This window comes from Curtobacterium pusillum, assembly GCF_007673235.1.
GTDB lineage: Bacteria > Actinomycetota > Actinomycetes > Actinomycetales > Microbacteriaceae > Curtobacterium > Curtobacterium pusillum_C.
Map to the genome: position 1 here is coordinate 386,549 of NZ_VDZH01000004.1, position 25,420 is coordinate 411,968.

Here is a 25,420-nt window from a genome sequence, read left to right on the forward strand (position 1 = left end):
GCCAGCGTTGGGGGCATGGGCATCCGCATCGATCCGACGCTCGAGTTCGTCTGGCGTGACCCGAGGACGGTCCAGCTCGGGGTCGACCCGCCGCGCGCGGTGATCGCCGTCCCGACCACGGGCGAAGAGCGGTTCCTGTGCGCGCTCCGTCGGGAGACCGGGCGCGAGGCACTGTCCGGCCTGGCCGCTGCGACCGGGTGTCCGCCGGACGTCGCCGCCCGCGTGCTCGGGGCGGCGTCCCCCGCCGTCATCGACGTCCTGCCCGAGCCGCTGTCCCGCGTCGAGGTCCACGGCGCCGGGACGCTGGCGGACACGATCGGCGCGCTGCTCGAGGGCGAGGGCGTCACCGTCGCCCGGACGTCGGCGCCCCGCGGTGGTCCGGTCGACCTCCCGTCGCAGGAGCCACGCCTCGCCGTCGTGGTCGCCGAACACGTCGTCGACCCGGCACTGCGCGCGGCGTGGACCAGGCGGGGCGTGCCGCACCTGTCGGTCGTGGTGGGTGACGGTCGGGTGCGCGTCGGACCGTTGCTCGTCCCGGGTGCCGGGCCGTGCCTCCAGTGCATCGAGTACGCACGCGCCGACGACGACCCTGCCTGGCCGGCGATCGCCGCACAGGTCTGGGGCCGCCCCGCTGCACCGCTGTCGCCCTACCGGACTGCGGCGATCGCCGCCGCGGCGAGCCGGCTGCTCCTCGAGCGGCTGCCGCTCAGGACCCAACGGCCCGGCGACGACCAGGTGGTGTTCGACCGTGACGACCTGTCGGTCAGCCGCCAGCCGGTGCGGCTCCATCCGCGCTGTGCGTGCCGAGCGCTGCCAGGAAGCGACTCGCCACCCGGGCTCCCCCACGCGTGGAGCCCTGTGCGGACCACGTGATCGTCACGGAACGGCGGGCTCGGGTCAGGCCGACGTAGAACAGCCGTCGTTCCTCGTCGACCTCGGCGTCGGTCGTGGCGTGCGAGATCGGGAGCAGCCCCTCGGCGGCACCGATCACGATGACGTGCGGCCACTCGAGGCCCTTCGACGAGTGCAGCGTGGCCAGGGTGACGGCGTCGAGCTCGGGTTCGTGGTGGGTCGCCGCGCGGTCGACGAGGTCCTGGGTGAACTGCTGCATGGTCGTGCCCGCGGGGGCGTCCTCGGCGAGCCCCATGATCGCCTGCAGCGCGTCCCACTGGTCGCGGACCGCCCCGGTGCCCTCGGGCGGGGACGGCGTCCACCCGCTGACCTGCAGCACGAGGCCGACCCGTCGGGTGAGTTCGTCGTCGGTCTGCCGGACGGCCTCGCCGCGCATGTGGTGCACCGCGAGCTTCACCTCGGGTCGGTCGAAGAACCGGGTGCCGCCCTGGACGCGGTACGGGATGCCGGCACGTCCGAGCGCCGACTCGATCGCCGCGGCCTGGGCACCGACGCGGTAGAGCACCGCGACGTCGCCGTAGGACGCGGGCGTCGACGGGGCGGCGACCAGCGACGCTATGGTGCGCGCGACCGTCTGGGCTTCATCGCCGTCGTGGACGCACGCCAGCACCTCGGGCTCCGGTCCGGGCTCCGCGGTCTGTGCGACGAGGTCGAGGGCCCCCGGCTGCCCGCGCATCAGGGCGTTCGCGGCGTGCACGACCTCCCGCGTCGACCGGTAGTTCCGCTCGAGGCGCAGCACGGACCCCCGCGGGAACTCCGAGCCGAAGCCGAGCAGGTAGCGACTCGAGGCGCCCGCGAACGAGTAGATCGTCTGGCTGGCGTCACCGACGACGCACAGGTCGTCGCGGCCGCCGAGCCAGGCCCGGAGCAGGTCGTGCTGCACGGGCGAGACGTCCTGGTACTCGTCGACGACGAAGAACCGGTACTGCTGCCGGACGTACGAGGCCACGCGCGGCTCGGACTCGACCATCCCGAGGGTGGCGAGCAGGACGTCCTCGAAGTCGAGCTGACGGCGGTCGTCCTTGAGCTGCTCGTAGGCGCGCATGAGGTCGAGGACCCGGCGGGGCGAGGTGTCCCGGGGCATCACCCGGTCGGCCGCCGCAGCCTCGTACTCGTCGTAGGAGAGCATCTGGACCTTGCGCCACTCGAGCTCGCCCGCCAGGTCGCGGAGCGTCGGGGTGTCCACCCGCAGCCCGACGGTGTCCGCCGCGTGCGCGATCATCCGGCCCTTCGACTCGACGATGCGCGGGGCGTGCCCGCCGACGGTGTCCGGCCAGAAGTAGCTGAGCTGCGCCATCGCCGCCGCGTGGAAGGTCCGTGCCTGCACGGTGCCCGCACCGAGCGACCGCAGCCGCGACCGCAGCTCACCGGCGGCGCGCGTGGTGAAGGTCAGCGCCAGGACGTGGTTCGGCGCGTAGGTGCCCGTCGCGACGCCGTACGCGATGCGGTGGGTGATCGCGCGGGTCTTGCCGGTGCCGGCGCCCGCCAGGACCGCCACCGGGCCGAGCAGGGTCCGAGCGACGGTGCGCTGTTCGGCGTCGAGGGCGGCGAGGAGCTCGTCCGGCGACGGCGGTCGGACGTCCGGGGCCACCTCGCTCACGGCAGGTCCAGCGGCCCGCCGTACCACTCCTCGATGATGGCGCGGGCGATCGACGTCCTGCCCGGCAGCAGCAGGGTGTCGCCGGCGCGATCCCGGATCTCCTCGCGGGAGAACCAGCGCACGTCGAGGATCTCCACGCCGTCGGGCCGCGCGGTCGTCGGGTCGCCGTCCACCGCCCGGGCGCGGAACCCGAGCATGAGCGACGCGGGGAACGGCCACGGCTGCGACCCGAGGTACTCGGGTTCCTCGACGTGGACGCCGGACTCCTCCCAGACCTCGCGGCGGACGGCGTCCTCCAGGGACTCGCCCGGTTCGACGAAGCCCGCGAGCAGGGAGTACCGGTTCGAGTCCCACGCGGCGTTCGACCCGAGCAGGATCCGGTCGTCGGCGTCGGTCACGCCGACGATGATCGCCGCGTCGGTGCGCGGGAAGTGCTCGTGTCCCTCGGGGTCGCGGCGGACCCAGCCGCCGGTGACGACGTCGGTCGCGGAACCGGTCCGCGGCGAGAACCCGTGCACGGCGTGCCAGTTCGCCATCGCGACGGCCTCCACCGCGAGGCCCTGGTCACGCGGGGACAACTCGGTGCCGAACATGCGCAGGCTCTCCCACGCGTCGTCGTCGGGTTCAATCGCGTCGGCGGTGGCGGCGTCGACGAAGGCGGCCACGAACCGGGTGCCGGCGGGCGCATCGGGAGCGTCCGACACGGCACGACCGAGGTACAGCGTGACCGTTCCATCGCTGATGTCGGACGCGGTCACGAACCGCAACGTGCCGTCGGCGTTCCGGAGCATCTCCGAACCGCGGACGGGCAGGTACCGGGTCGACGGGTCGTCCCGCAGCACGCGTTCGACGTCGGGCGTCGTGCGGAACTCGGCGTCGCGGTCGAGGTCGTTGCGGGAGAGCGGAAGCCGGGCGGCGAACTCGACGGTCACGGCAGGGGGCTCCTCGGGTCGATCGGTACGGGACGGGAACGACCGGCACGGCCCGGGCCAGCGTGGCGCACGCTCGTCCACCTGCTGCGGACCTACCCTGAGGGGCATGGCGGGATCCCAGTTCACTCTAGCCGCGTTGGCGACGACGGCCGTCTCAGGCCTCCTCGTCACGGGCACGCGCACGCTCGGCTCGGCCGCGTCCGGGGACTACGAGTCGGCTGTCCTCCGCGACGCCGACGGCGTCGAGACGGCCATCCGCCGTCCGCGCAACCAGCGTGCCGAGGCCCGGCAGTCGGCCGACCTCGTCGCGATCCGTGCGCTGAGCGCCGGGATCCGCACGCGCCTCCCCTTCGCCGTGGCCGAGTACCGCGGACAGGCGCCGATCGGATCGACCCGCGCCATCGTCACGACCTACCTGCCGGGTTCCCACCCGACCATGAAGGCGCTCGTCGAGCGGCCCGAGCTCGCCACGAGTGTCGGCCGTGCCGTCGCGGCGATCCACCAGCTGCCGACGAGCTTCGTCACCGACGCCGGCCTGCCGTCCCTCACACCGTTCGAGGTGCTCCGCTCCGCCGTCTCCGTGATGGACCGCGCCGTCGCCACGAAGCTCGTTCCCGCCGCGCTCAAGGAACGGTGGGAGGGCGCCGCGCGCGACCAGCAGCTGTGGCAGTTCACGCCGACGGTGGTGCACGGCTCCCTCGGCACCGAGACGATCCTGGTCGAGGGCGACGCGGTCTCCGGGGTCATCGACTGGGGCGAGCTGCGGCTCGGCGACCCGGCGAAGGACCTCGCGTGGGTCCTCTCCGGCAGGAAGGACGCGTTCGACACCGTCCTCAGCGCGTACGAGGCGAACGGCGGCGGTCGCGACCGCCAGCTCGCGCAGCGAGCTCGGGTCCACCACGAGCTCGAGACGGCACAGTGGCTGCTGCACGGTGTGCAGGCGAAGAGCACCGAGGTCGTCGACGACGCGGTCGCGATGATGCACCGGCTGGTCGACGCGGTGCAGACGCCGAGCGCGGCACCGCTGCAGTCGGTCTCCCCCGAGACGATGGAGATCGGCGAGGTCGAACAGCTGCTGTCGTCAACCGAACGTCGACACGGCTGAGCGCGCGCGTCACGTCGCGCTGACGGTCGACGGCCTGGCGCGTCCCGCTGAGAGGCAGCGCGAAGCGCTGCGCGGGACGCGCCGACCGAGCCTGCGAGGGAGGTCGGCGCGCGCCCGCCTCGCCGGTCCCGGCCGGCAGACGGTCGCGACCGGCAGACGGGCGCCGCCGACAGACGATCGCGGCCGGCTGACGGTCGCGTCGTCAGCCGATCGCGTCGCGCCACGCCTGCTCGAGCCCGGCGCGGTCGAGGAGTTCGGTCGGGCGCACCTCGAGGTCGTCGGCGACGAAGTAGAACACCGCGTCGACCTCGTCGACGGGTCGTCCGGTGAACTCGGCGTACGCCACCCGGTACAGAGCGAGCTGCAGCTGGCGCTTCGCCAGGTCGTCCGTGCCCGTCGGAGCCTTGCCCGTCTTCCAGTCGACGACCTCGGCCCGGCCGTCGATCTCGTAGACGGCGTCGAGCTTGCAGACGACGCTGTGGCCGCGGAACGGGATGTGGATCTCGCGCTCGACCTCGATCGGGGTGAGTCCCGCCCAACGTGAACGGGCGAAGGTCGCCTGGAAGTCGGCCAGCCGGCGGGCGTCGTCGTCGGTCACGATCGGCTCGGCGGAGGCGTCGACCACGTCCTCGGGGTCGAGGTCGAGCTCGCCGTCCCAGGCGTCGAGCGTCTCGAGCGAGCCGCCGCTCCGGGCGCGCTGCTCGACCCACTGGTGGAACAGCGTGCCGAGGCGCGTCGCCCGGTACGGCCGCTCCGGCATCGGTCGGCGGAGTCGTTCGGCGACGGTGTCCGGCGCCGAGAGGTAGTCCTTGAAGCCCGACGCCGGCACCCGGTGCGGCACCACCACCGCGTGCCGAGCGGAACGGTTCGCGGTGCGTTCGGCGAGCAGCAGGTCGATGTCCGCGGCGAACCGTCCGGACGCGCCGGGGTTCGCGTTCCGGACACGGTCGGCGGCAGCGACGACCCGCGCGGCCCGCTGCCCGAACGGCACGTGCGGCCAGGACTGCGTCGCCCCGGCGTCGCCGAGGGGGTTCTCCTCGTGCTCGGTCGTCTCGGGCACGGCGGCGCCGTCGACCACGCCCGCCTCGACCAGGTCGTGCAGGTACCGGCTCGGCTCGGTCGGCCGGACACCGCCCGCCCAGAACGACCCGGTGACGAGCAGATCGTGCTTCGCGCGGGTCAGGGCGACGTAGGTCAGACGACGTTCCTCGTCCTCGTTGCGGGCCTTGACCTGCTCCTTGTAGGCGTCGATCGCGAGGGTGACGTCCTTCTGCGCGTCGTGACCACGCCAGTCCAGGCGCGGGAGCTCGTCGGCGTCGCCCCGGAACTCGTAGGGCAGGCGACCGAAGCCGATCCAGCCGGAGGAGCCCTCCTGCGGACGTGCCGGGAGCCCGCCCTCGACCATGCGGGGCACCGCCACGGCGTCCCACTCGAGCCCCTTCGACCCGTGGATCGTCAGGATCTGCACGGTGCCGGCCTCGGGTTCCTCGGACCGTGGCCCCATGTCGTCCCGGCGCGCGGCGGCGTCGATCCACCCGAGGAACGCGCCGAGGTCGGCACGGTCGTCGGTCGTCACGAAGCCGGCGAGCTCGTCGATGAAGGCGTCGAGGAAGGCACCGCTGCCCTGTTCGTGCGCCGCGACCTCGATGTCGAGCCGCATCTCCTGGACGACCAGCGTGACGAAGTCGACCAGGTCCCCGCCGGCCCGTGACCGCAGGGCGGCGAGCTGCTTTCCGAGCTCGCGCATCCGTCGGCGTCCGACTTCACTGATGTCCGCGAGGGCGCCGTGCTCGTCCGGGGCGGTGGCGACGAAGTCGAGCGCGTCGACGATCGAGCCGTGCTCCCCCGCGGCGACCGAGGCCCGGAATGCCGCGGTCAGGTCGTCGTCCAACCGCTGCTGGGTGTGGTCGCGTCCGAACAGCCACCGTGCGAGGGCGTGCAGTGCGGCGATGTCCGCGGCACCGATCCGCCACCGGGCTCCGGCGAGCACGCGGATGAGGTCGTTGCCGGCGGCCGGGTCGTGCAGCACGCGGAGGCACGCCACGAGGTCGACGATCTCCGGACGCTGCAGCAGCCCGCCGGTCCCGAGCACGTGGTACGGCACGCGGTGGTCGCCGAGCGCGCCGGTGAAGGCGGCGAGGTCCTTCCGGGAACGCAGGAGCAGGGCCATCGAGCCCTTCGGGTCCGCGGCGCGACGGTCGGCGAACCACCGGGCGACGGCGGCGGCTTCCTCGGGGAGGGTCTCGGGGAACACCGCGTGCACCGTGCCGGCGTCGGCGCCGGGCCGCGGTTCGAGCCGTTCGACGTCGACCTCGGACGCCTCGGACAACGGCGCGACGACGGCGTTCGCCCCGGCGAGGACGTCGACCGGGTTCCGCCAGCTCGTCGAGAGGGCGAAGGTGACGGGGCGCTCACCACCGGCGCTGTCGTCGGCGAAGTCCCGCGGGAAGCGCGCCAGGTTCGCCGCGCTCGCACCACGGAACCCGTAGATGGACTGGTGCGGGTCCCCCACCGCCATCACCGGGTGCCCCCGGAACAGCCGGGCGAGGAACCGGGTCTGCACGACCGAGGTGTCCTGGTACTCGTCGAGGAGGACGACCCCGTACCGCTGGCGCAGGTCGGTGACCACCCGCGGCGCGGACTCGGCTGCGGCCAGCGCGAGGGCGATCTGGTCGGAGAACTCCACGAAGCCGCGGTCAACCTTCTGCCGGCGGAACTCCTCGACCAGGTCCACCAGCGGTTCGAGCGCACCGATCGCGGCGACGGCGTCGGTGATCGCCTTGTACGGCGCACCGCGGTTGTTGCCCGGGAGCTCGAGGAGCCCGGCGAACTCGATCGCGAACCGCCGCAGCCGTTCGGGTTCGACGAGGTGCTCGGACACGGCTCCGGCGAGCGCCACGACCGCCGCGGTGACGGTGTCGACGTCGCGGTCGAGTCCGGGCAGCCGGTCGTCCCGCGCCGCGACGACCACACGCCGCGCGAGCTGCCAGGCGGACGGCTCGGTGAGGACCTGGGACTCGCCGTCGCGTCCGACGAGCAGGGCGTTCTCGCGGAAGACCGAGTTCGCGAACGCGTTGTAGGTCGACACCGTCGGCGCCTCGAACGCGTCGCCGGCGTCGAGCAGTCCGACGTCCTCGAGTGCGCGGATCCGGTCGTTGATCCGGACCGAGAGTTCGCCGGCGGCCTTGCGGGTGAAGGTCAGGCCGAGGATCCCGTCGGGGCGGACCATCCCGTTCGCGAGCAGCCAGACGACGCGGGACGCCATCGTCTCGGTCTTCCCGCTGCCGGCACCCGCCACGACGAGGGCCGGGGTGAGCGGCGACTCGATGACGGCGCGCTGCTGCGGAGTGGGCCGAGGACGACCGAGGGCATCGGCGATCGTGTCCGCGTCGTGGCGAGGGGCATCGACCAGGACGTCGTCGGACGGCTGCAGCACCTGTTCCCCGGTCACCAGGTCACCTCTCCCACGACGTGGATCCGGCACTCGACGCCCGTGCGGGCCTTCTCGCAGTGGTCGTCGACGTTCGCCAGGAACGTCCGGCCGGCCATGCCGGTCGCGACGGTGTGCAGGCGCTGCCTGTAGGCGTCGCGGGCGTCGTCATCGAAGGCCTGCTGCGTCCGCTCGGAGTAGGCGTGTCCACCGCGGGGGTTCTGCACGAAGACGAGCCGGGCATCGGCCATCTCCGAGCCGGCCGGGACGCCCTCCACAGCGCCGTCCTCGACCGCGAGCTGGTACGCGCCGAGCTGCGGGTGCTCGGGCATGTCGTTCTTCTCGCTCGGCATCGATCGCCCGGTCTTCAGGTCGACCACGCTGACCCGGCCGTCGGGGTCGACCTCGATCCGGTCGATGCTGCCGCGCATCCGCGCCGGACCGGTCACGAGCGCGAAGGAGGTCTCCGCCCCGAGCAGTCGTCGCCCGGCGCTCGCGAAGGTCCGGAGGTAGTCGCTGAGCCCCTCGATCATCCGCCGGGTCCGGGCGCGCTCGCGGTCGGCGACCCACGGCGACTCGAAGGTCAGCTCGTCCCAGCGCCCCTCGACGTGCTGCCAGAGCGACTCGACGTCGACCTCGGTCGCGTGCTCCATCGCCGCGTGCACAATCGTCCCGATGCCCATCGCGGGGCTCGGGGCGCTGCCGCCGAAGGTCTGCACGAACCAGTGGACGGGGCACTCCTCGTACGTGCCGATGCGGGACGGGGACACCGACACCGTGGGGGGCACGGGTTCCCCGCCGTCCTCCGCCGGCTCCGGAGCCGCGGCGAGGTCGACGAGGGGGTCCTCGGTCGACGGCTCGGCCAGCCCGTACCAGTCGTCCGGCGACGCCCCGGGCACCTCGGCCTCGGCGAGGCGTGCGAGGGCGGACGCCGCTTCGTGGTCCCCCGACGCCACCACGCGGCGACGCAGCGAACCGGCGAGGCCGCGGAGCGACAGCGGGTGCACGGTCGGCTGCCGGTCGGGTGGCACCGGGACGAGCCGGACGAACGGCGACGGGGCCTCGTCGTCGTTCGCGACCGTGCCGATGACGACCTGGGTGGTCGCCCGGGACACGGCACGGGCGAACAGCCGGAGCTCGTCCGCGATGACGGCGGCGCGGTCGTCGATCGTCGTCTGGTCGATCCCGGCGGCGGCTCGGACGAGCCCGTCCGGGTCGAGCAGGCTGCCCCGGACCCGGGTGTTCGGCCAGACCCCGTCCTGCAGCCCGAGCACCACGACGACGTCGCACTCGAGTCCGATCGTGGCCGAGGGGGTGAGCACGCGCACCCGTCCGGCCGTGCGGTCCGGGCCGATGGAGTCCTCGGGCAGGTCGGCGCCGAGCAGGTCGTCGACGAACACCCGGGCGGGGGCGTCCGGCGTTCGCTCGACGAACCGCTTCGCGGCGGTGAACAGCCCGACCACGGCATCGAGGTGCCGGTCGGCCTCGGCGGCGCCGACGCCCCCTGCCGCGGACTGCCCGCCCCACGTGCCCGCGAGGCCGCTGCGCTCCCAGAGGCCCCAGAGGATCTCCTCGATGCTGGCACCGGCGTCGGCGTCCGTGCGGGCCTGCACGAGGCTGCGCGCCAGTCGTGTCGCCCGGCGCGCGAAGCCGGCGTCGACCGTGGCGAGTCGTTCCGGTGCACCGAGCGCGTCCACCAGGAGCTCGTCGGCCGTCCGGGTCCCGCCGCCGGCGAGCTCCTCCCGCCGCAGGGCGAGCCGGAGCCGCCGCATCGCGAGGGTGTCGAGGCCGCCCAGCGGGCCGGTCGCGAACGAGGTCGCGAGCACGGCGTCGGGCGGCAGCACCCCGAGGGAGACCGCCGCCGCGTCGAGCAGCGCACGGGCGGCGGTGTCGTCCCGGGGCCGGACGGGCGCGGCGCCGGCGGTCGCGGGGACCTCGGCTACCGACAGCGCCCGGACCAGTTCGGGGATCGCGGCACCGCTGCGCGTGACGACGGCCATCCGGTGCCACGGCACACCATCGAGCAGGCGGTGTTCGCGCAGGCGACGGGCGACCGCCACGATCAGCGCGGCGCGGCTCGCACCCTCGAGGTGCAGGACCGCGTCGGACCGCGCGTCGACCGTGGTCGCCGTGGCGGTCCGCTGACGACCCGCTGCGGCGGCACCGATGCGCCCGGTGATGCCGGAGACGAGCGCGCGGATGGGAGCGGCGTGCCGGTGCACCGTCGTGAGCACGAGCTCGTCCACCCGGTCGACACCGAGCCGCACGGCCAACCGGCCGAGGACGTCCGGCTCGGCGCCGCGGAACGCCGAGGCCGCGATGTCCGGGTCGCCGAACGCCACGAGCTGCACGCCGGACCGGGCGAGGGCCCCGAGCAGGGCGATCTCCCCCTCCACCAGCTCCTGCGTGTCGTCCACCACGACGAGCCGGAGCGCGGCGACGCTCGCGGGCACCTGGCCGCGCAGGACCGCGGCCGTGGCGTAGGCGACGAGTTCGGCGGCGTCGAGGCTGGTGGAGCGGAACGAGGTCACGGCCGCGCGGTACTCGTCGACGAAGTCCCCGACGGCTCGCCACTCCGGCCGGCCGGTGTCGTCCCCGAGCTCGCGCATGTCCTCCGGTTCGACCCCCGCGGCGACGGCGCGCATCATGACGTCACGGAGCGCGGTGCGGAACCCGGCGCGCTCCCGGACGACCTCGGTGATCGGCGCCGGCCAGTCCGGGCCGGTGCCGTCGAGTTCGTGGCCCTCGAGCAGGTCGGCGATGATGCGGTCCTGCTCGCCACCGGTGAGGAGCGTCGGGGCCTCCTGCCCCTGCACGGCGGCGGCGTGGGCGACGATCTGGAACGCGAGGGAGTTCACGGTCCGGGCGAGCGCCCCCGGCATCACGCGTTCCACGGAGGACGCCAGGCGGTCCCGGAGCGCCGTCGCGGCGGAGCGGGCGGACGTCAGCGCGAGGACCGTGGCGTGGCCGTCGGGCGAGATCGCGTCGGCGCGGGTGAGCCGCAGGGCGACGAGTCGGGCGAGCGTCGTGGTCTTGCCGGTGCCCGGAGCACCGATGACGGCAGCGTGCCGGTCGTCCGGCAGGGCGAGCACCGCGGCCTGGGAGGGGTCGGCCGCCAGCGCGACGCCGACTGCCTCGGGGGCGGGCGTCAGGGTCGTCTGGGGCACCCTCGTACGGTAACCGCCGCGACCGACACCGGGCGGCAGCCACGACCAGTGCGCCTGCGGCGAACGTCCGATGTCCCCGTGGGCGGCTCGGATACGCTGTGCTCGTGGACATCAAGATCGGCATCACCAACAGCCCGCGTGAGATCGCGTTCGAGACCGCCCAGACCGCGGACGAGATCGAGAAGGCCGTGTCGGAGGCCCTCGACGCGAAGTCGACGCACCTCGCACTCCAGGACGAGAAGGGCCGTCGGTTCATCGTCCCCGTCGCCTCGCTCGCGTACGTCGAGGTCGGCGCGGAAGAGGCCCGTCGCATCGGCTTCGTCGCCTGACGACGTGGAACTGCTCTTCGCGGTCCTCGGCGGCCTGATCGTCGGGGCCGTCGCGCACGTCGTCGTGCCCTGGCGCTCCAGCCGCGGCTCCCTGCTCGGACCGGCGGTCGGCGGCATCGTCGCGGCCGTCCTGTGGGAAGCGCTGACCTGGATCGGCTGGCAGTACGACGCGACCTGGATCTGGGTCGTCACCCTGGTCGGCGCGGGCGTGGTCGCCCTGGTCGCGGAGTGGGTGCTCGGCAAGCGCCGCACGGCGGCCGACGCGGCCTTCTACGAGCAGGTCAAGGCCCAGGGCGCCTGACGGTCAGTCGGCCCACTCGCCGAGCGTGAACTGGTGGGTGTTCGCCGTCAGGAGCACCACGCCGACGACGAGCACGCCCGTGGTCACCCAGCGCCCGACGGTGTGCCGTTGTGACGCCGCGCCCAACGCGATCCAGATCGGGAAGAGCGTCAGCGTGTTCCGTGCCAGCGACACGTAGGTCGAGCTCGTCATGAGCGACACCGCGGTGAGCCCGAGCAGCGTGGCCTCGGCCCAGCGCCGCCGGACCGCGAAGTACGCCACCGCCGCGAGCAGCAGCGCAGCGAAGACGATGTCGAGCAGGAACTGCGGTCGGGCCGACAGGAGCGGGTGGTGCAGCACGTTCTGCACCGTCGCCGCGAAGGTCGTCCACGGCGCCGACGTCGACCGCACCCACCCCTCGCGCTGTGCGGTGTTCCACGCGGCGGGGTCGCCCGTCAGGACCCACAGCGACACCATGTAGCCGAGGAACCCGAGGACCCCCGTCGCCAGCCCGAGCACCGGCCAGGCGACGACCCGCCGTCCGGCCGCCCGACGACGGACGACGTACAGGACGAGGAGCGCGGCGAGCAGGAACAGCCCGTTCGGCCGGATCGTCCCGGCGACCGCGGTCACGAGCCCCGCCGCGAGCCAGCGGTCGCGCACCGCCAGGTACCACGCCCCGATCGCCGCCGCCGCGAAGGACGACTCGGCGTAGGACGCGTGCAGGAACACCGCGTACGGACCGACCACGAACAGCAGCGTCGCGACGAACGCGGCCCGCCGACCGACGGTCACCTCGGCGAGCCGCCAGAGCAGCACCGCCGCCACCAGGCCTCCGAGTGCCGCGACGAGCACGAGCGCCGTCGGGACCGCGTCGGCGCCGACCCCGACGGTCCGGAGCACCGCTGCGACGGCCCGGGCTGCCATCGGGTACCCCGGGAAGAACGCGACGTCGGTGGACCCTGCGGCGTAGCCGTCCGAGGCGATCGCGGCGTAGTGCGACGAGTCCCACCGTGCCAGGAGGTCGGCGAACGGACGGCCGCCGAGGAGGGACCCCGTCGCGGCCCACTGGGACACGAGGGCGATCGTCGTCACGAGGACGCGTGACGCGACCCACAGCGCAGCACCGCCGAGCACGGCAGGACCCCACGGGACCGCGTCGAACCCGCGTCCGGCCGTCCGCCGGTGCGCTCCTCCCGAGCGCATCAGGCGGTCAGGCCCAGGGCGTCCATCCGACGGGTGTGTGCGGCGATGAGCTCGGTCCAGACCGGCTCGAGGCGCTCCTGGTCCTCACGCGCGTGGGAGGCGAGCGCCGACCGGGCGACGAGCAACGTGTCCCCGACGAGCCGTCGGCCCCACATCGCCAGGCGCGACCCGACGGACGGGTCCTCGGCGATGCGCGCGGAGAGCTCCTCGACGACGGCGGCTTCCTCGCGCGCGTCGAACACGGTCTTCAGGCGCTGCCGGACCTCGGCGGGCAGCGACCGGAGCAGCGAGCCGAACAGGTCGTTGAGGATCCCGGCGGTCACGTAACCGGTGAGCATCGACTCGTACCAGTCCGCACCGCTCGTGCGCTCGAGGAACAGGTCGATCGCCTCGCGGTGGGGCGCCATCAGCGCGGCCGGGTCACCGCCGGTGCGTTCGATCTCGGCAACGATCGTCCGGTGCCGCTCGAGCGCGGTCGTCGCCAGCACACCGGTGACGAGGCGACCGGACAGGGTGGGGGCACCGGCTCCGGCACGGCCCATCGTCTCGTAGAGCGACAGCTCGAGGTACGCGGCCTGGCCGAGGTAGACGTCGAGCTCGGGGCTGACGTCGTCGAGCTGCAGGCGTTCCACGGGCGACGCGTTCCGCGGGTTCCGCGACGCGAGCCACGCGGACGCGAGCTCCGCCGCGCGCTTCCGGTTCCACCACGACACCACCCGACGAGCATAGCGGGAAGGACCCCGCACCCCCGCCCGACCGGCCCGCCGGTAGACTGGTCGGGACTTCCACCAGAACTAAGGTGATTCTTTGACTTTCGCAGACCTCTCCATCGAGCAGGACATCGTCGACGCGCTCGCGACGAAGGGCATCCTCGAGCCCTTCCCGATCCAGCAGCAGACGATCCCGCTCGCCCTCACCGGCCAGGACATCATCGGCCAGGCCAAGACGGGTACCGGCAAGACCTTCGGCTTCGGCCTCCCCCTGATCCAGCGACTCGGCGCCGACCCGGCACCCGGTGTGAAGGCCCTCGTGGTCGTCCCCACCCGTGAGCTCGCGGTCCAGGTCACCGAGGACCTCGAGCTCGCCACGTCGAACCGTCCGACGACCATCGTGTCGATCTACGGCGGCAAGGCGTACGAGGGCCAGATCGAGCAGCTCAAGGCCGGCGCCCAGATCGTCGTCGGCACGCCCGGTCGCCTCATCGACCTGCAGCGCCAGCGGCTCCTCGACCTGTCCCACGTGCAGGAGGTCGTGCTCGACGAGGCCGACCGCATGCTCGACCTCGGCTTCCTCTCGGACATCGAGCGCATCTTCCAGGCCATCCCCGAGGTGCGGCACACCATGCTGTTCTCGGCCACGATGCCCGCGCCGATCGTCGCGCTCGCCCGCCGGTTCATGAGCCGCCCGGTGCACATCCGCGCGACCGACCCGGACGAGGGCCTCATGCAGGCCAACATCAAGCACGTCATCTACCGGGCGCACTCGCTCGACAAGGACGAGGTCATCGCCCGCATCCTGCAGGCCGAGGGTCGCGGCAAGACCGTGATCTTCACCCGCACGAAGCGCGCCGCCGCGAAGCTCGTCGAGGAACTGAAGGACCGCGGCTTCAACGCCGCAGCGGTCCACGGCGACCTCAACCAGGAGCAGCGCGAGCGCGCGATGGCCGCCTTCAAGGCCGGCAAGCGCGACGTGCTCATCGCGACCGACGTCGCGGCTCGCGGCATCGACGTGGACGACGTGACGCACGTCATCAACCACACGATCCCGGACGACCCGGACACGTACCTGCACCGCGCCGGCCGCACCGGCCGTGCCGGCAAGACGGGCATCGCGGTCACGTTCGTCGACTGGGACGACCTGCACAAGTGGACGCTGATCGACAAGGCCCTCGAGTTCGGCATCCCCGAGCCCGTCGAGACCTACTCGTCGTCGCCCCACCTCTTCGAGGAACTCGACATCCCGAAGGGCACCAAGGGCCGTCTCCCCGGCGCGTCCGCGCACGCGGCCTCGGCCGGTGGCCCCGCCGACAAGAAGACGAGCGACCGTCCGCGCAGCGGCTCGCGTCCGCCCCGCACCCGCACCCGGTCTGGAGGCACGGACCAGCCCGCCTCGCAGGCCCCGGCCTCCGATTCGGCGGCTCCGCAGTCCGCGGGTGCCGAGGGCGCCGAGGCCGCGTCCGGCGACGGTGCGGCGAAGCGTCGTCGGCGTCGCCGTCGTCGCGGTGCCGGCACCGGGTCGTCCGAGGCGACCGCCTCGGCACCGCAGGGCACGTCGGACGGCGAGTAGCGCCTCCAGGCCGAAGGGTCCGTCGCTGACGCGACGGGCCCTTCGTCGTTCCCACCCACCTGCCGCGTGACGAGCTCACGCTGTCAGCGACACCTCACGTGCGCGTGACCCCGTGAGGTGTCGCCCCGCCCGCGAAGTCGTACGGGATGGTTCAGGCCAGGCGTGAGCCGGCGCCGACGACGGGCGCACTGCCGGTCGCCTCGGCGAGGATGGCCTCGAACGCGACGCGGGCCGTGCGGTGCTCGCCGAGCCGGTTCGGCTTGCCGGTGCCGTGGTAGTCGCTCGAGCCGGTGACGAAGAGGTCGTAGCGCGCTGCCCAGTCGAGCAGGGTGCGCTTGCCGTGGGCGAGGTTCTCGCGGTGGTCGACCTCGAGGCCGCCGAGTCCGGCCTCGACGAGTTCGCGGAGCATCGGCTCGTCGATCACGATGCCGCGCGAGGACGCCGCCGGGTGCGCGATCACCGGGACGCCGCCGGCCTGACGGATGAGTTCGACGCCCCGGAGCGGGGTCGGTGCCTCGTGCGGTTCGTAGTACCCGGAGGCCGGGTGCAGGATGCCGCGGAACGCCGCACTGCGGTCGGACTCGAGGCCTCGGGCGACGAGCGCGTCGGCGATGTGCGGACGACCGATCGTCGCGCCCTCGCTGGCCTGGGCGATGACGTCGTCCCACGTGATCGGGTGGTCGCGGCCGATGCGCTCCACCATGCGCCGGGCGCGGGACAGCCGGCCGTCGCGGATGCGCTCGGTCTCCGCGACGAGGCCCGGGTGCTCGGGATCGACGAGGTAGCCGAGGACGTGCACGCTGCGGTACCCGACGCGGGTGCTGAGTTCGAGCCCGGGGAGGAGCGTCAGCGGCAGGCCTCGGGCGGTCGCGATCGCCTCGGCCCACCCCGCGGTCGTGTCGTGGTCCGTCAGCGCGACGGCGTCCAGCCCGGCGGCTGCTGCCGCCCGGACGAGGTCCGCGGGTCGCTCGGTGCCGTCGGAGACGCTCGAGTGCGCGTGCAGGTCGATGAACGGATCGGGCACGTGGCCAATGGTATCCACAGGTGAGCGGGCGCACAGGCCGCGCGCCGTCGGGCGGTGCGATGATGGGGGCATGTCCGACACCACTCCCCGCGCGACGAGCAACCGTTCCACCACTCCCGGATCCTCGACGTTCAAGGACTACATCGGTTCGCAGTGGGCCGATCGTGACCGTCCGCTGCCCGAGCCCCGCGAGCAGGCCGCCTTCGCAGCCGAGCGCCGCGCGAAGGTCTCCGAGCTGCACCCGGGTCGCACCATCGTCGTGCCGGCCGGCCAGGCGAAGGTCCGCTCGAACGACTGTGACTACCCGTTCCGCCCGCACTCCACCTTCGCGCACCTCACCGGCTGGGGCACCGACACCGTCGTCGGCTCCGTGCTCGTGATGACGCCGAACGGCTCCGGGCACGACGCCACGCTGTACTTCCGCGCCACCGCTGGCCGCGACTCCGAGGAGTTCTACGCCAACCCCGAGATCGGCGAGTTCTGGGTCGGCCCGCGTCCCTCCCTCGACGAGGTCGCTGCGGACCTCGGGCTCGCGACGGCCGACCTCGGCACGTTCGACACCGTGACCGCCGGGCTCGACGCCTCGGCGCTGCTGGTCCGTGACGCCGACACCGACCTCACCCGGACGCTCGACGAGCGGATCGGCAGCGCCGTCGGCGGCGCTGCCGAGACCGACGGCGTGCCCGCGACCGACGACGCCCTCGCCCGCGACCTCTCCGAGCTCCGCCTGGTGAAGGACGCGTACGAGGTCAACGAGCTCCGCAAGGCCGTGAACGCCACCAAGGCCGGGTTCGACGACGTCATCGCCGACTTCGACGCCGTGCTGGCGCACCCCCGCGGCGAGCGCATCGTCGAGGGCACGTTCAACCGCCGTGCCCGCGCCGACGGCAACACCGTGGGCTACGACACCATCGCCGCGTCGGGCCACCACGCCTGCATCCTGCACTGGACCCGAAACGACGGTGCCGTCGAGCCGGGCGACCTGATCCTCATCGACGCCGGCGTCGAGGTCGACTCCTTCTACACGGCCGACATCACGCGCACGCTCCCGGTCAGCGGAACCTTCACCGACGTCCAGCGCCTGGTGTACGAAGCCGTGCTCGAAGCCGCCGACGCGGCGTTCGCGATCGTCAAGCCCGGCATCACCTTCCGCCAGGTGCACGCCACCGCGATGGAGGTCATCGCCCGGAAGACCGCCGAGTGGGGCTTCCTGCCCGGCACCGCCGAGGAATCGCTCCAGCAGGACAACCAGTTCCACCGCCGCTACATGGTGCACGGCACGAGCCACCACCTCGGCCTCGACGTGCACGACTGCGCCAAGGCCCGCCGTGAGATTTACATCGACGGCATCGTGCAGCCCGGCATGGTCTTCACGATCGAGCCGGGCTTGTACTTCCAGCAGGACGACCTCACCGTGCCCGAGGAGTTCCGCGGCATCGGCGTCCGCATCGAGGACGACATCCTGGTGACCGAGGACGGCGCCGAGAACCTGTCGGTCGGCATCCCCCGGACCCCCTCGGAAGTGGAGGGGTGGATCGCCCGCTCCGGCCGCTAGCCTGAGCGGGTGACGACACCGGAGGTCTCCCCCAGCCCCAGCGAGGGCGCGTTCTCGATCGACGTCGAGCACTTCGACTCCCCCGACGCCCAGCGGCTCCGTGCTGCGCAGCGCCTGGAGATCGACCGTGCGTACGGCGGCGACACCGAGCCGGGCGAGAAGCCCACGGCCGAGTCGATCGCGGTGTTCTTCCTCGCGCGCGACGAGGACGGCACCCCGCTCGGCTGCGGTGGGCTGCGCATCGTGCAGGACGGCATCACCGAGATCAAGCGCATGTACGTGCGGCCGGAGTCCCGGGGTGTCGGTGTCGCGGCGGCCCTGCTGCGTCGGCTGGAGGAGGCCGCGCTCGACCTCGGCTCACCCGCACTCGTGCTCGAGACGGGCAACGAGCAGAAGCGCGCGATCGGGTTCTACGAGCGCGAGGGCTTCGGTCGCATCGCCAACTTCGGCCCGTACGTCGGGGTGCCCACGTCGATCTGCTACTCGAAGGTCCTGTAGCCCGGTCCGCCCGGCCCCGTCGGGACCGCCCGCCCGCCGCCCGCCGAGGTCGCGAAAACGGTCGCTCCCAGCGATGGGAAGCGACCGTTCGTGCGACCTCGGCGGACCTGAGCGGCGCGTCGTGCGACCTCGCCTGCCTCGCCCGCCTCGCCCGCAGCGGGGTCAGCGGGACTCGTCGTCCTTCGACTCGTCCGAGGACGACGGCGACGACGACGAGGGCGTGGACGACGACGGGGTTGCGGGCGCTGACGTCGGCGTCGCCCCGGTCACCCGCTCGCCGTAGCGCGGCGGCTCGTCAGCCCGGGGCTGCGGCACGGCCGACGGCGCAGCCGGTGCCGGCGCCGTGGACGGCGTCTCCCCGTACCGGGGCCCGTCGTTCGTACCGTAGCGGGGCGTGCCCGAGGGGGCACCCGACTGCGGGGCGGGAGCCGACGTGCCGGGCTGCTGCGTGCCTCCAGGCTGCTGGTGGGGTGTGGCGTGCCCACCGTACGGCGACTGCTGGGGTGGCACCTGACCACCCGCGGAGCCAGGACCGGGCCGCCACGGCTGCTGTCCGTGCAGCCCAGGACCACCGGCACCCGGGCCGCTCTGCGGTCCCGGAGCACCCGGGGTCCCGGGGTTCCAGTGGGTGGCGGGGGCGAGCCCGGCCTCCCCGAGGATGCGACGGGCCTGGCCGACGAGCTGCGGCTCGACGACGATCTGGTAGTTCGTGGCGAGCACCTGGTGCACGCTCGTGAAGTCCCGCTGCCGCTTGGTGATGGCGAACGACACGATGCCGTAGAGCATGCCGAACGCGGCGCCGATGATGGCGGCGGCGAGGATGAGCCCGCCGGCGCTCGGCGAGAACAGGGTGAGCACGATGCCGAAGAAGATGCCGAGCCAGAGCCCGGACAGGGCACCGGCGATGGCGGCGCGGCCGTAGGTCATCTTGCCCGTGACCCGTTCGACGGTCTTGAGGTCGTTGCCGACGATCGAGAGCTGGTTGACGGGGAAGTCGGCCTCGGCGAGCTTCGCCACGACGCGCTGGGCGTCGGGGTAGCTGTCGTAGGTGCCGAGGACGTCGCCCTTGGGCAGCGTCGGGAAGGCCTGGGCGGTCCTGCCGGCGAAGGGGCTCTGATTGCTCACCCAGCCATCATTCACCGAACACCTTGCAATCGCACGTGCGCCCACAGGGAAGAACCCCCATGCACAGCGACTACGCTGGGTCGGGTGAGCGCCACGAAGGTCTTCGTCGCCCGCCTCGCCGGGTGCTCCGTCTTCGACCCCGCGGGCGACCGCGTCGGCAGGGTGCGCGACGTCCTCGTCGTGTACCGCCGCGTCGACGCCCCGCACGTCGTCGGACTCATCGTCGAGGTCCCGGGCAAACGACGGATCTTCGTGAGCATCGGCCGGATCACCTCGATCGGTGCCGGGCAGGTCATCACGACGGGTCTCGTCAACATGCGCCGCTTCGAGCAGCGCGGCGGCGAGGTGCGCGTGATCGCCGAGATGCTCGGCCGCAAGGTCCTCATCAAGAAGGAGCGCATCCGCGCCACCATCGAGGACGTCGCGATCGAGGACCGCGGGCAGGGCGACTGGGAGGTCTCGCAGCTCTTCCTCCGCAAGCCGAAGACCACGCCGTCGCCGTTCGGCAAGGGCCCGACGACCTTCGCGACCTGGAACGAGGTCACCGAGGACGAGCTCCCCGGCGAGGCCCAGTCGGCCGAGCACGTCATCGCCGCGTACTCCGACCTGCTGCCGGCCGACCTCGCGTCGACGCTGCTCGACCTGCCCGAGGAACGCCGGTTCGAGGTCGCCGAGGAGCTGCCGGACGACCGCCTCGCCGACGTGCTCGAGGAGATGCCCGACCAGGAACGGATCGAGATCCTCACCCGGCTCACCGACTCGCGCGCCGCCGACGTCCTCGACCACATGCAGCCCGACGACGCGGCCGACGTCCTCGCGCAGTTCTCCGACGAGCGCAGTGAGGCCCTCCTCCAGCTCATGGAGCCCGAGGAGGCGCAGGACGTGCGCATGCTCCTCGAGTACGAGCCGGACACCGCCGGCGGGCTCATGACGACCGAGCCGGTGATCGTCTCCGGCGACGCCACCGTCGCCGAGGGACTCGCACTGGTCCGCCGCCACGAACTCGCACCGGTGCTCGGTGCCGCCGTCTGCGTCACGCTGCCGCCGTACGAGCCGCCGACCGGTCGGTTCCTCGGCCTCGTGCACTTCCAGCGGATGCTGCGGTACCCGCCGAACGAACGGCTCGGCACCCTGATCGACCAGCAGACCGAACCGGTCCGGGTCGATGCGAGCGCCGCCGAGGTCACCCGGATCATGGCGACCTACAACCTGTTGTCCGTCCCCGTGGTCGACGACGCCCACCGACTCGTCGGGGTGGTGACGATCGACGATGTCCTCGACCACGTCCTGCCGGACGACTGGCGAAGTCAGGGCGAGGGGGAACCCTCACCGCTCCCACGCCAACGCCCGCGCAAGACGCCCGTGACGACGGGAAGGAGGACCACCCGTGGCCCGAACGGATGAGAACCGCCAGGAGCGGCTCGAGCGTCAGGAACGTCTCGACTCGCCCAAGGGCATGCGCACGCGCGTGCTCCCGACCCGCCGCCGGTCCGGCCGCGGTGACACCTTCGGCCGTGCCACCGAGGGCATCGCCCGCGCCATGGGCACCCCGTGGTTCCTCGTCGGCCTGACCCTGTTCTGCGTCGTCTGGATGGGCTACAACACGCTCGCCCCGAAGTCGTGGCAGTTCGACTCGGCGGCGATCGGCTTCACGGCCCTGACCCTCGTGCTCTCCCTGCAGGCGTCGTACGCGGCCCCGCTGATCCTGCTCGCCCAGAACCGGCAGGACGACCGCGACCGCGTGCAGTTCGAGCAGGACCGTCAGCGTGCCGAGCGGAACCTGGCGGACACCGAGTACCTGGCGCGCGAGGTCGTGGCCCTGCGGCTCGCGATGCGCGACATGGCGTCGAAGGACTTCATCCGCGCCGAGATCCGGTCGCTGCTCGAGGAGCTGGACCGTCGCGACACGGAGGACGCCGGCTTCGCGGACGAGCCCGGCAGCACCGCCCGTGGCTGAGGCCGTCTCCCCCGACGAACGGCTCGGCTCCGCGGTCCTCGCTGCGCTCGGCCGCGTGATCGACCCCGAGATCCGCCGCCCCGTCACGGAGCTCGACATGATCCGTGGTGTCGATGTGCAGCCTGGAGGCGCGGTGCGCGTCGACCTGCAGCTCACGATCGTGGGGTGCCCCGCCGCCGACACCATCGAGCGCGACGTGCGCGCCGCCGCCGGTTCCGTGGACGGCGTGTCCGCCGTGTCGGTCGACGTGTCGGTCATGGCCCCGGCGACCCGCGCCGCGCTGACCGAGCGGCTCCGCGCCGGTCGACCGAAGGGCGTGCAGTTCACGCCGGACTCCCTCACCCGGGTGATCGCTGTCACGAGCGGCAAGGGCGGCGTCGGGAAGTCGACCGTCACCGCGAACCTGGCAGTCGCGCTCGCTGCGCGTGGCCAGCGGGTGGGCATCGTCGACGTCGACGTGCACGGCTTCAGCATCCCCGGGCTGATGGGCCTGACCGACGCGAACGGCGTGGCGCCACGCCCCACCCGGGTGGACAGCATGATCCTGCCGCCGGTGGCCCACGACGTGAAGGTCGTGTCGATCGGCATGTTCGTGGACGACGCCTCGACCGCGGTGTCCTGGCGCGGGCCGATGCTGCACCGGACCGTGTCGCAGTTCCTCACCGACGTGTTCTTCGGCGACCTCGACGTGCTGCTGCTCGACCTGCCGCCGGGCACCGGGGACGTGGCGATCTCGGTCGGCCAGCTGCTCCCGCACGCCGAGGTCCTGGTCGTGACCACCCCGCAGGCGGCCGCCGCCGACGTGGCCGAGCGGAGCGGGATCGTCGCGCGGCAGACCGGGCAGCGGGTCATCGGTGTCATCGAGAACATGGCGGGTCTCGTGCAGCCCGACGGCAGCGTCCTGCACCTGTTCGGTGAGGGCGGCGGTGCGGAGACCGCTCGGCGACTGTCCCGTGACCAGGAGTCCCCCGTGCGGGTGCTCGGCAGCGTGCCGTTGTCCGTGCCGCTCAGAGAGGGCGGGGACACCGGCCTGCCGGTCGTGCTCGGCGCGCCGGAGGACCCCGCCGCCGTCGCACTCGCCGCGATCGCCGACGGCATCACGACGATGGGGCGCGGGCTGGCCGGACGGAAGCTGGGCTTGTCGCTGTCCTAGGCTCGAACGCATGAGCACGGATCACGTCGACGTCGACTGGGAGCAGGCCCGCGACACCAACCGCGCCAACTGGGACGACCGCGTGCCGATCCACGAGGGTGCCTACGAGATCGACGAGCTGTCCGATCCCGAGCACCGCTCGACCGTCGTCCGCGACGACCTCCCCGCGCTGGCACCCTGGCTGCCGTCGGGCTCTCTGCACGGCCTCGACGTCTGCCACCTGCAGTGTCACATCGGAACCGACACCGTGTCCCTCGCCCGCGAGGGCGCCCGGGTCACCGGCGTCGACTTCTCCCCCGCTGCGCTCGCCTCCGCCGCCGGACTCGCTTCGCGGCTCGATCTCGACATCACCTGGGTCGAGACCGACGTCCTCGACGCCCGAGCCGCGGTGGTGGGGGACTTCGACGTGGTCTACACGAGCATCGGCACCATCTGCTGGCTCGCGGATCTCGACCGGTGGGCCGCACAGGTCGCCGCGCTGCTCCGACCGGGCGGGGTGTTCTTCATCCGCGACGGCCACCCGGCGTTGTACGCGCTCGACGAGTCCGCCGACGGGCTCGTCACCCGGTACCGCTACTTCCCGGACGGCACCGCGCAGCAGTGGGACGATGCCGGGACGTACGCGGGCGACGGGACCGTGGCGAACACCCGGACGTACGAGTGGCCGCACCCGCTCTCCGAGATCGTGAACGCGCTCCTCGGCGCCGGGCTGCGTATCCGCCGACTGGACGAGGGCACGACGCTCCCGTGGCGCTTCAGTCCGCGGATGGAGGACACCGGTGACGGCTCCTGGGCCTGGCCCGCCGCGGATCGGGACCGGTTGCCGACCACGTACACCGTCGTCGCGACGAAGGACTGATCCCGCAGCTGTACGTCCTTTCATGGACAGGTCGTTCCACCTGAGAGCAATATGCAGGGGTATTCCACAATGCTCCTGCGAAATCGGGTCGCAGGGGTTCCACCCGCCGGACGACGACGTCCGGCCGAGGACAGGAGAACCGTGTGAAGAACGACATCCGCGTGCGGATCGGCCTCGTGGCCGCCGCAGTGGCGACGATCGCAGGAGGATCGCTCGCCGCGGCACCGGCCATCGCCGCGACACCGTCGTGTGCGACCGCCTGGGCTGCCGGCACCGCCTACTCCGGCGGCGCCACCGTCAGCGAGAACGGCACGAACTACACCGCGAACTGGTGGACGCAGGGCGACGACCCCGCGACGCATTCGGGGGCGACAGGGAGCGGGCAGCCGTGGACGTCCACCGGCGCCTGCACCGGTACGGGTGGTGGCGGCACGACCACTCCGGGCGGCGGCACCACGAACCCGGGCACGGGTGGCAGTGGGGGCACCGCCAGCGGCCTGGTGTTCAGCCCGTACAAGGACGTCACCGTGAACCTCGACTGGAACACGAACGTGATGAACACCGCCGTCACCGGGACGCGCATCCCGGTCGTCGGCTCGAGCAACAGCCTCGTCTCCACACGGGAGCCCGGCCTCAAGGCGATCACCCTCGCGTTCGCGACCGGCACCTGCGGCAGCGAGAACTGGGGCGGTGTGGCGGCCGACGCGTTCGCGAGCGCCAACATCCCGAAGCTCGACGCCGCGGGCGTGAACTACATCGTGAGCACCGGCGGCGCAGCGGGCTCGTTCAAGTGCTCCGGCACGGCGCTGCAGAGCTTCATCGCCCGGTACGCCACCCCGCACATGATCGGCGTCGACTTCGACATCGAGAGCGGCCAGTCCGCCTCAGACGTCCAGAACCTCGTGAACGCCGCAGCTCTCGCCCAGTCGAAGTACCCGGGCCTGCGCTTCTCCTTCACCCTCGCGACCCTCGCGGCCAGCGACGGGAGCTTCGGCGGGCTCAACAGCACGGGTGACGCCACGGTCAAGGCGATCAAGGCATCGTCGCTGACGAACTACACCGTCAACCTCATGACGATGGACTTCGGCCGCGCGACGACCGCGAACTGCGTGCTGTCCGGATCGACCTGCGAGATGGGCAAGTCCTCGATCCAGGCCGTGACGAACCTCGAGCACACCTACGGCATCGCGCCGTCGAAGATCGAGGTCACCCCGATGATCGGCGTGAACGACACCTCCGACGAGGTCTTCACCCTCGCCGACGTCGACACCCTGTCCGCGTACGCCAAGGCGAACGGCCTCGCCGGCGTCCACTACTGGTCCCTCGACCGCGACACCCCGTGCTCCTCGACGACGGCGATGTCCACCTGCAGCTCGGTACCGAGCGCACCGGCCCTCGCCTGGACGGACCGCTTCATCGCCGACCTGAAGTAGCGGGGCGGCGTGCTGATCCGCGCGTAGGAAGTCGAATCGCGCGTAGGAGGTCGGTTCTTCCGGCCACCTACGCGCGATTCCGCTTTCCATCGCGCACGGTGTGGGACGGAACCACCAACGGCCTGGAGGCGCGGTGCCAGCTGGCACCGCGCCTCCAGTCCGTCAAGCGGTCACGTGACGGGCGTGGGGCGCCCTCGTCAGGTCGCTTCGGCGTCGAAGGGTGCGGCCTCGCCGATGGCGAGGGGCACCACCGGTGCCGTCGCACGCACGTTGGAGGCGGTGACCTGCGCGGTCTGCACGGCCGCCGCACTGCCGCCCGAGTCGAGGAGCGCGTCGCGGATGATCCGGCGCGGGTCGTACTGCCGGGGGTCGAGCTTCTGCCAGTCGACCTCGTCGAACTCGGGGCCCATCTCCTCGCGCATCCGGTCCTTCGCGGTGTCGGCGAAGCGACGGACGGCCTTCACGAACTCGGCGAGCTTCTGGGCGTACATCGGCAGCCGCTGCGGTCCGAGCAGGAGGACGCCGATGATCCCGATCACCAGGAACTTCTCGAAGCCGTCGAACACGGT

At 72.6% G+C, this 25,420-nt stretch carries 21 protein-coding genes; 12 read left to right on the plus strand and 9 right to left on the minus strand.

All coding sequences use genetic code 11. From position 1 onward, the window contains the following. Positions 1-15 precede the first annotated feature (15 nt). Positions 16-873: a TOMM precursor leader peptide-binding protein gene (locus tag FS532_RS13495; RefSeq protein WP_144755194.1), complete on the plus strand. Its 858-nt coding sequence runs from the start codon at positions 16-18 to the stop codon at positions 871-873. On the opposite strand, the gene FS532_RS13500 is transcribed toward FS532_RS13495, so the two are convergent. Together FS532_RS13500 and nudC are read right to left on the minus strand one after the other, a co-directional pair. Beyond that, on the minus strand, positions 764-2,512 hold the full coding sequence (locus FS532_RS13500) for an ATP-dependent helicase (RefSeq protein ID WP_260852712.1): 1,749 nt from the start codon (positions 2,510-2,512) through the stop codon (positions 764-766). The two genes, FS532_RS13495 and FS532_RS13500, sit on opposite strands and share 110 nt — an antisense overlap. Then, a complete protein-coding gene (gene nudC, locus FS532_RS13505; protein ID WP_144755196.1) occupies positions 2,509-3,444 on the minus strand; it encodes an NAD(+) diphosphatase in 936 nt (311 codons plus the stop codon). The genes FS532_RS13500 and nudC overlap by 4 nt, the downstream gene beginning before the upstream one ends. Positions 3,445-3,550: 106 nt before the next feature. Between nudC and FS532_RS13510 the strand changes: the two genes are divergently transcribed. Further along, positions 3,551-4,549, plus strand: a complete 999-nt coding sequence (locus FS532_RS13510; protein WP_144755199.1) for a phosphotransferase — start codon at positions 3,551-3,553, stop codon at positions 4,547-4,549. Between the two features lie 202 nt (positions 4,550-4,751). Here FS532_RS13510 and FS532_RS13515 read toward each other — a convergent pair whose 3' ends face one another. Both FS532_RS13515 and FS532_RS13520 read right to left on the minus strand, forming a co-directional pair. Beyond that, entirely contained in the window at positions 4,752-8,000 is a 3,249-nt protein-coding gene (locus tag FS532_RS13515) for an ATP-dependent DNA helicase (RefSeq protein WP_260852714.1), read from the minus strand. Beyond that, positions 7,997-11,146 (minus strand): UrvD/REP family ATP-dependent DNA helicase, encoded by a 3,150-nt coding sequence (locus FS532_RS13520; RefSeq protein ID WP_144755202.1) that lies wholly within the window; start codon positions 11,144-11,146, stop codon positions 7,997-7,999. The genes FS532_RS13515 and FS532_RS13520 overlap by 4 nt, the downstream gene beginning before the upstream one ends. 104 nt (positions 11,147-11,250) lie before the next feature. On the opposite strand from FS532_RS13520, the gene FS532_RS13525 reads away from it, so the two are divergent. Together FS532_RS13525 and FS532_RS13530 are read left to right on the plus strand one after the other, a co-directional pair. Beyond that, on the plus strand, positions 11,251-11,475 hold the full coding sequence (locus FS532_RS13525; protein WP_144755205.1) for a DUF3107 domain-containing protein: 225 nt from the start codon (positions 11,251-11,253) through the stop codon (positions 11,473-11,475). A 4-nt stretch (positions 11,476-11,479) separates the two neighbouring features. Beyond that, positions 11,480-11,776 carry a hypothetical protein gene (locus FS532_RS13530; protein ID WP_144755208.1) on the plus strand — a complete coding sequence of 99 codons (297 nt, stop codon included), beginning with the start codon at positions 11,480-11,482 and terminating at the stop codon, positions 11,774-11,776. Between the two features lie 3 nt (positions 11,777-11,779). Here FS532_RS13530 and FS532_RS13535 read toward each other — a convergent pair whose 3' ends face one another. Together FS532_RS13535 and FS532_RS13540 are read right to left on the minus strand one after the other, a co-directional pair. Beyond that, positions 11,780-12,892 (minus strand): mannosyltransferase family protein, encoded by a 1,113-nt coding sequence (locus FS532_RS13535; RefSeq protein ID WP_186322038.1) that lies wholly within the window; start codon positions 12,890-12,892, stop codon positions 11,780-11,782. Positions 12,893-12,960: 68 nt separating this feature from the next. After that, the gene (locus tag FS532_RS13540) at positions 12,961-13,677 is read right to left on the minus strand and encodes a ferritin-like domain-containing protein (protein ID WP_260852719.1); all 717 of its coding nucleotides are present in this window, start codon (positions 13,675-13,677) and stop codon (positions 12,961-12,963) included. Positions 13,678-13,768: 91 nt separating this feature from the next. Between FS532_RS13540 and FS532_RS13545 the strand changes: the two genes are divergently transcribed. Continuing rightward, the gene (locus FS532_RS13545; RefSeq protein ID WP_144755214.1) at positions 13,769-15,247 is read left to right on the plus strand and encodes a DEAD/DEAH box helicase; all 1,479 of its coding nucleotides are present in this window, start codon (positions 13,769-13,771) and stop codon (positions 15,245-15,247) included. A gap of 151 nt (positions 15,248-15,398) precedes the next feature. Here FS532_RS13545 and FS532_RS13550 read toward each other — a convergent pair whose 3' ends face one another. After that, positions 15,399-16,271: a PHP domain-containing protein gene (locus FS532_RS13550; protein ID WP_144755218.1), complete on the minus strand. Its 873-nt coding sequence runs from the start codon at positions 16,269-16,271 to the stop codon at positions 15,399-15,401. 70 nt (positions 16,272-16,341) lie between these two features. On the opposite strand from FS532_RS13550, the gene FS532_RS13555 reads away from it, so the two are divergent. Together FS532_RS13555 and FS532_RS13560 are read left to right on the plus strand one after the other, a co-directional pair. Further along, complete coding sequence (locus FS532_RS13555) at positions 16,342-17,826, plus strand: aminopeptidase P family protein (protein WP_144755221.1); 1,485 nt, start codon at positions 16,342-16,344, stop codon at positions 17,824-17,826. A gap of 9 nt (positions 17,827-17,835) precedes the next feature. Continuing rightward, positions 17,836-18,324, plus strand: coding sequence for a GNAT family N-acetyltransferase (locus FS532_RS13560; protein ID WP_144755224.1), 489 nt, complete (start codon positions 17,836-17,838; stop codon positions 18,322-18,324). 162 nt (positions 18,325-18,486) lie between these two features. Here the strand turns inward: FS532_RS13560 and FS532_RS13565 are convergent, their stop codons facing one another. Beyond that, positions 18,487-19,449: a general stress protein gene (locus FS532_RS13565; protein WP_144755227.1), complete on the minus strand. Its 963-nt coding sequence runs from the start codon at positions 19,447-19,449 to the stop codon at positions 18,487-18,489. Between the two features lie 84 nt (positions 19,450-19,533). Between FS532_RS13565 and FS532_RS13570 the strand changes: the two genes are divergently transcribed. From FS532_RS13570 to FS532_RS13590, 5 genes are all read left to right on the plus strand, one after another. Further along, a complete protein-coding gene (locus FS532_RS13570) occupies positions 19,534-20,853 on the plus strand; it encodes a magnesium transporter MgtE N-terminal domain-containing protein (protein ID WP_144755231.1) in 1,320 nt (439 codons plus the stop codon). Between the two features lie 52 nt (positions 20,854-20,905). Further along, entirely contained in the window at positions 20,906-21,406 is a 501-nt protein-coding gene (locus tag FS532_RS13575; protein ID WP_144755537.1) for a DUF1003 domain-containing protein, read from the plus strand. Next, a complete protein-coding gene (locus FS532_RS13580; RefSeq protein ID WP_144755235.1) occupies positions 21,399-22,559 on the plus strand; it encodes an Mrp/NBP35 family ATP-binding protein in 1,161 nt (386 codons plus the stop codon). The genes FS532_RS13575 and FS532_RS13580 overlap by 8 nt, the downstream gene beginning before the upstream one ends. Before the next feature lie 10 nt (positions 22,560-22,569). Continuing rightward, entirely contained in the window at positions 22,570-23,418 is an 849-nt protein-coding gene (locus tag FS532_RS13585) for a class I SAM-dependent methyltransferase (protein ID WP_144755238.1), read from the plus strand. 143 nt (positions 23,419-23,561) lie between these two features. After that, a complete protein-coding gene (locus tag FS532_RS13590; RefSeq protein ID WP_144755241.1) occupies positions 23,562-24,851 on the plus strand; it encodes a carbohydrate-binding protein in 1,290 nt (429 codons plus the stop codon). A gap of 197 nt (positions 24,852-25,048) precedes the next feature. Here FS532_RS13590 and FS532_RS13595 read toward each other — a convergent pair whose 3' ends face one another. Next, the gene (locus FS532_RS13595) at positions 25,049-25,417 is read right to left on the minus strand and encodes a twin-arginine translocase TatA/TatE family subunit (protein ID WP_079238437.1); all 369 of its coding nucleotides are present in this window, start codon (positions 25,415-25,417) and stop codon (positions 25,049-25,051) included. Positions 25,418-25,420: the final 3 nt, after the last annotated feature.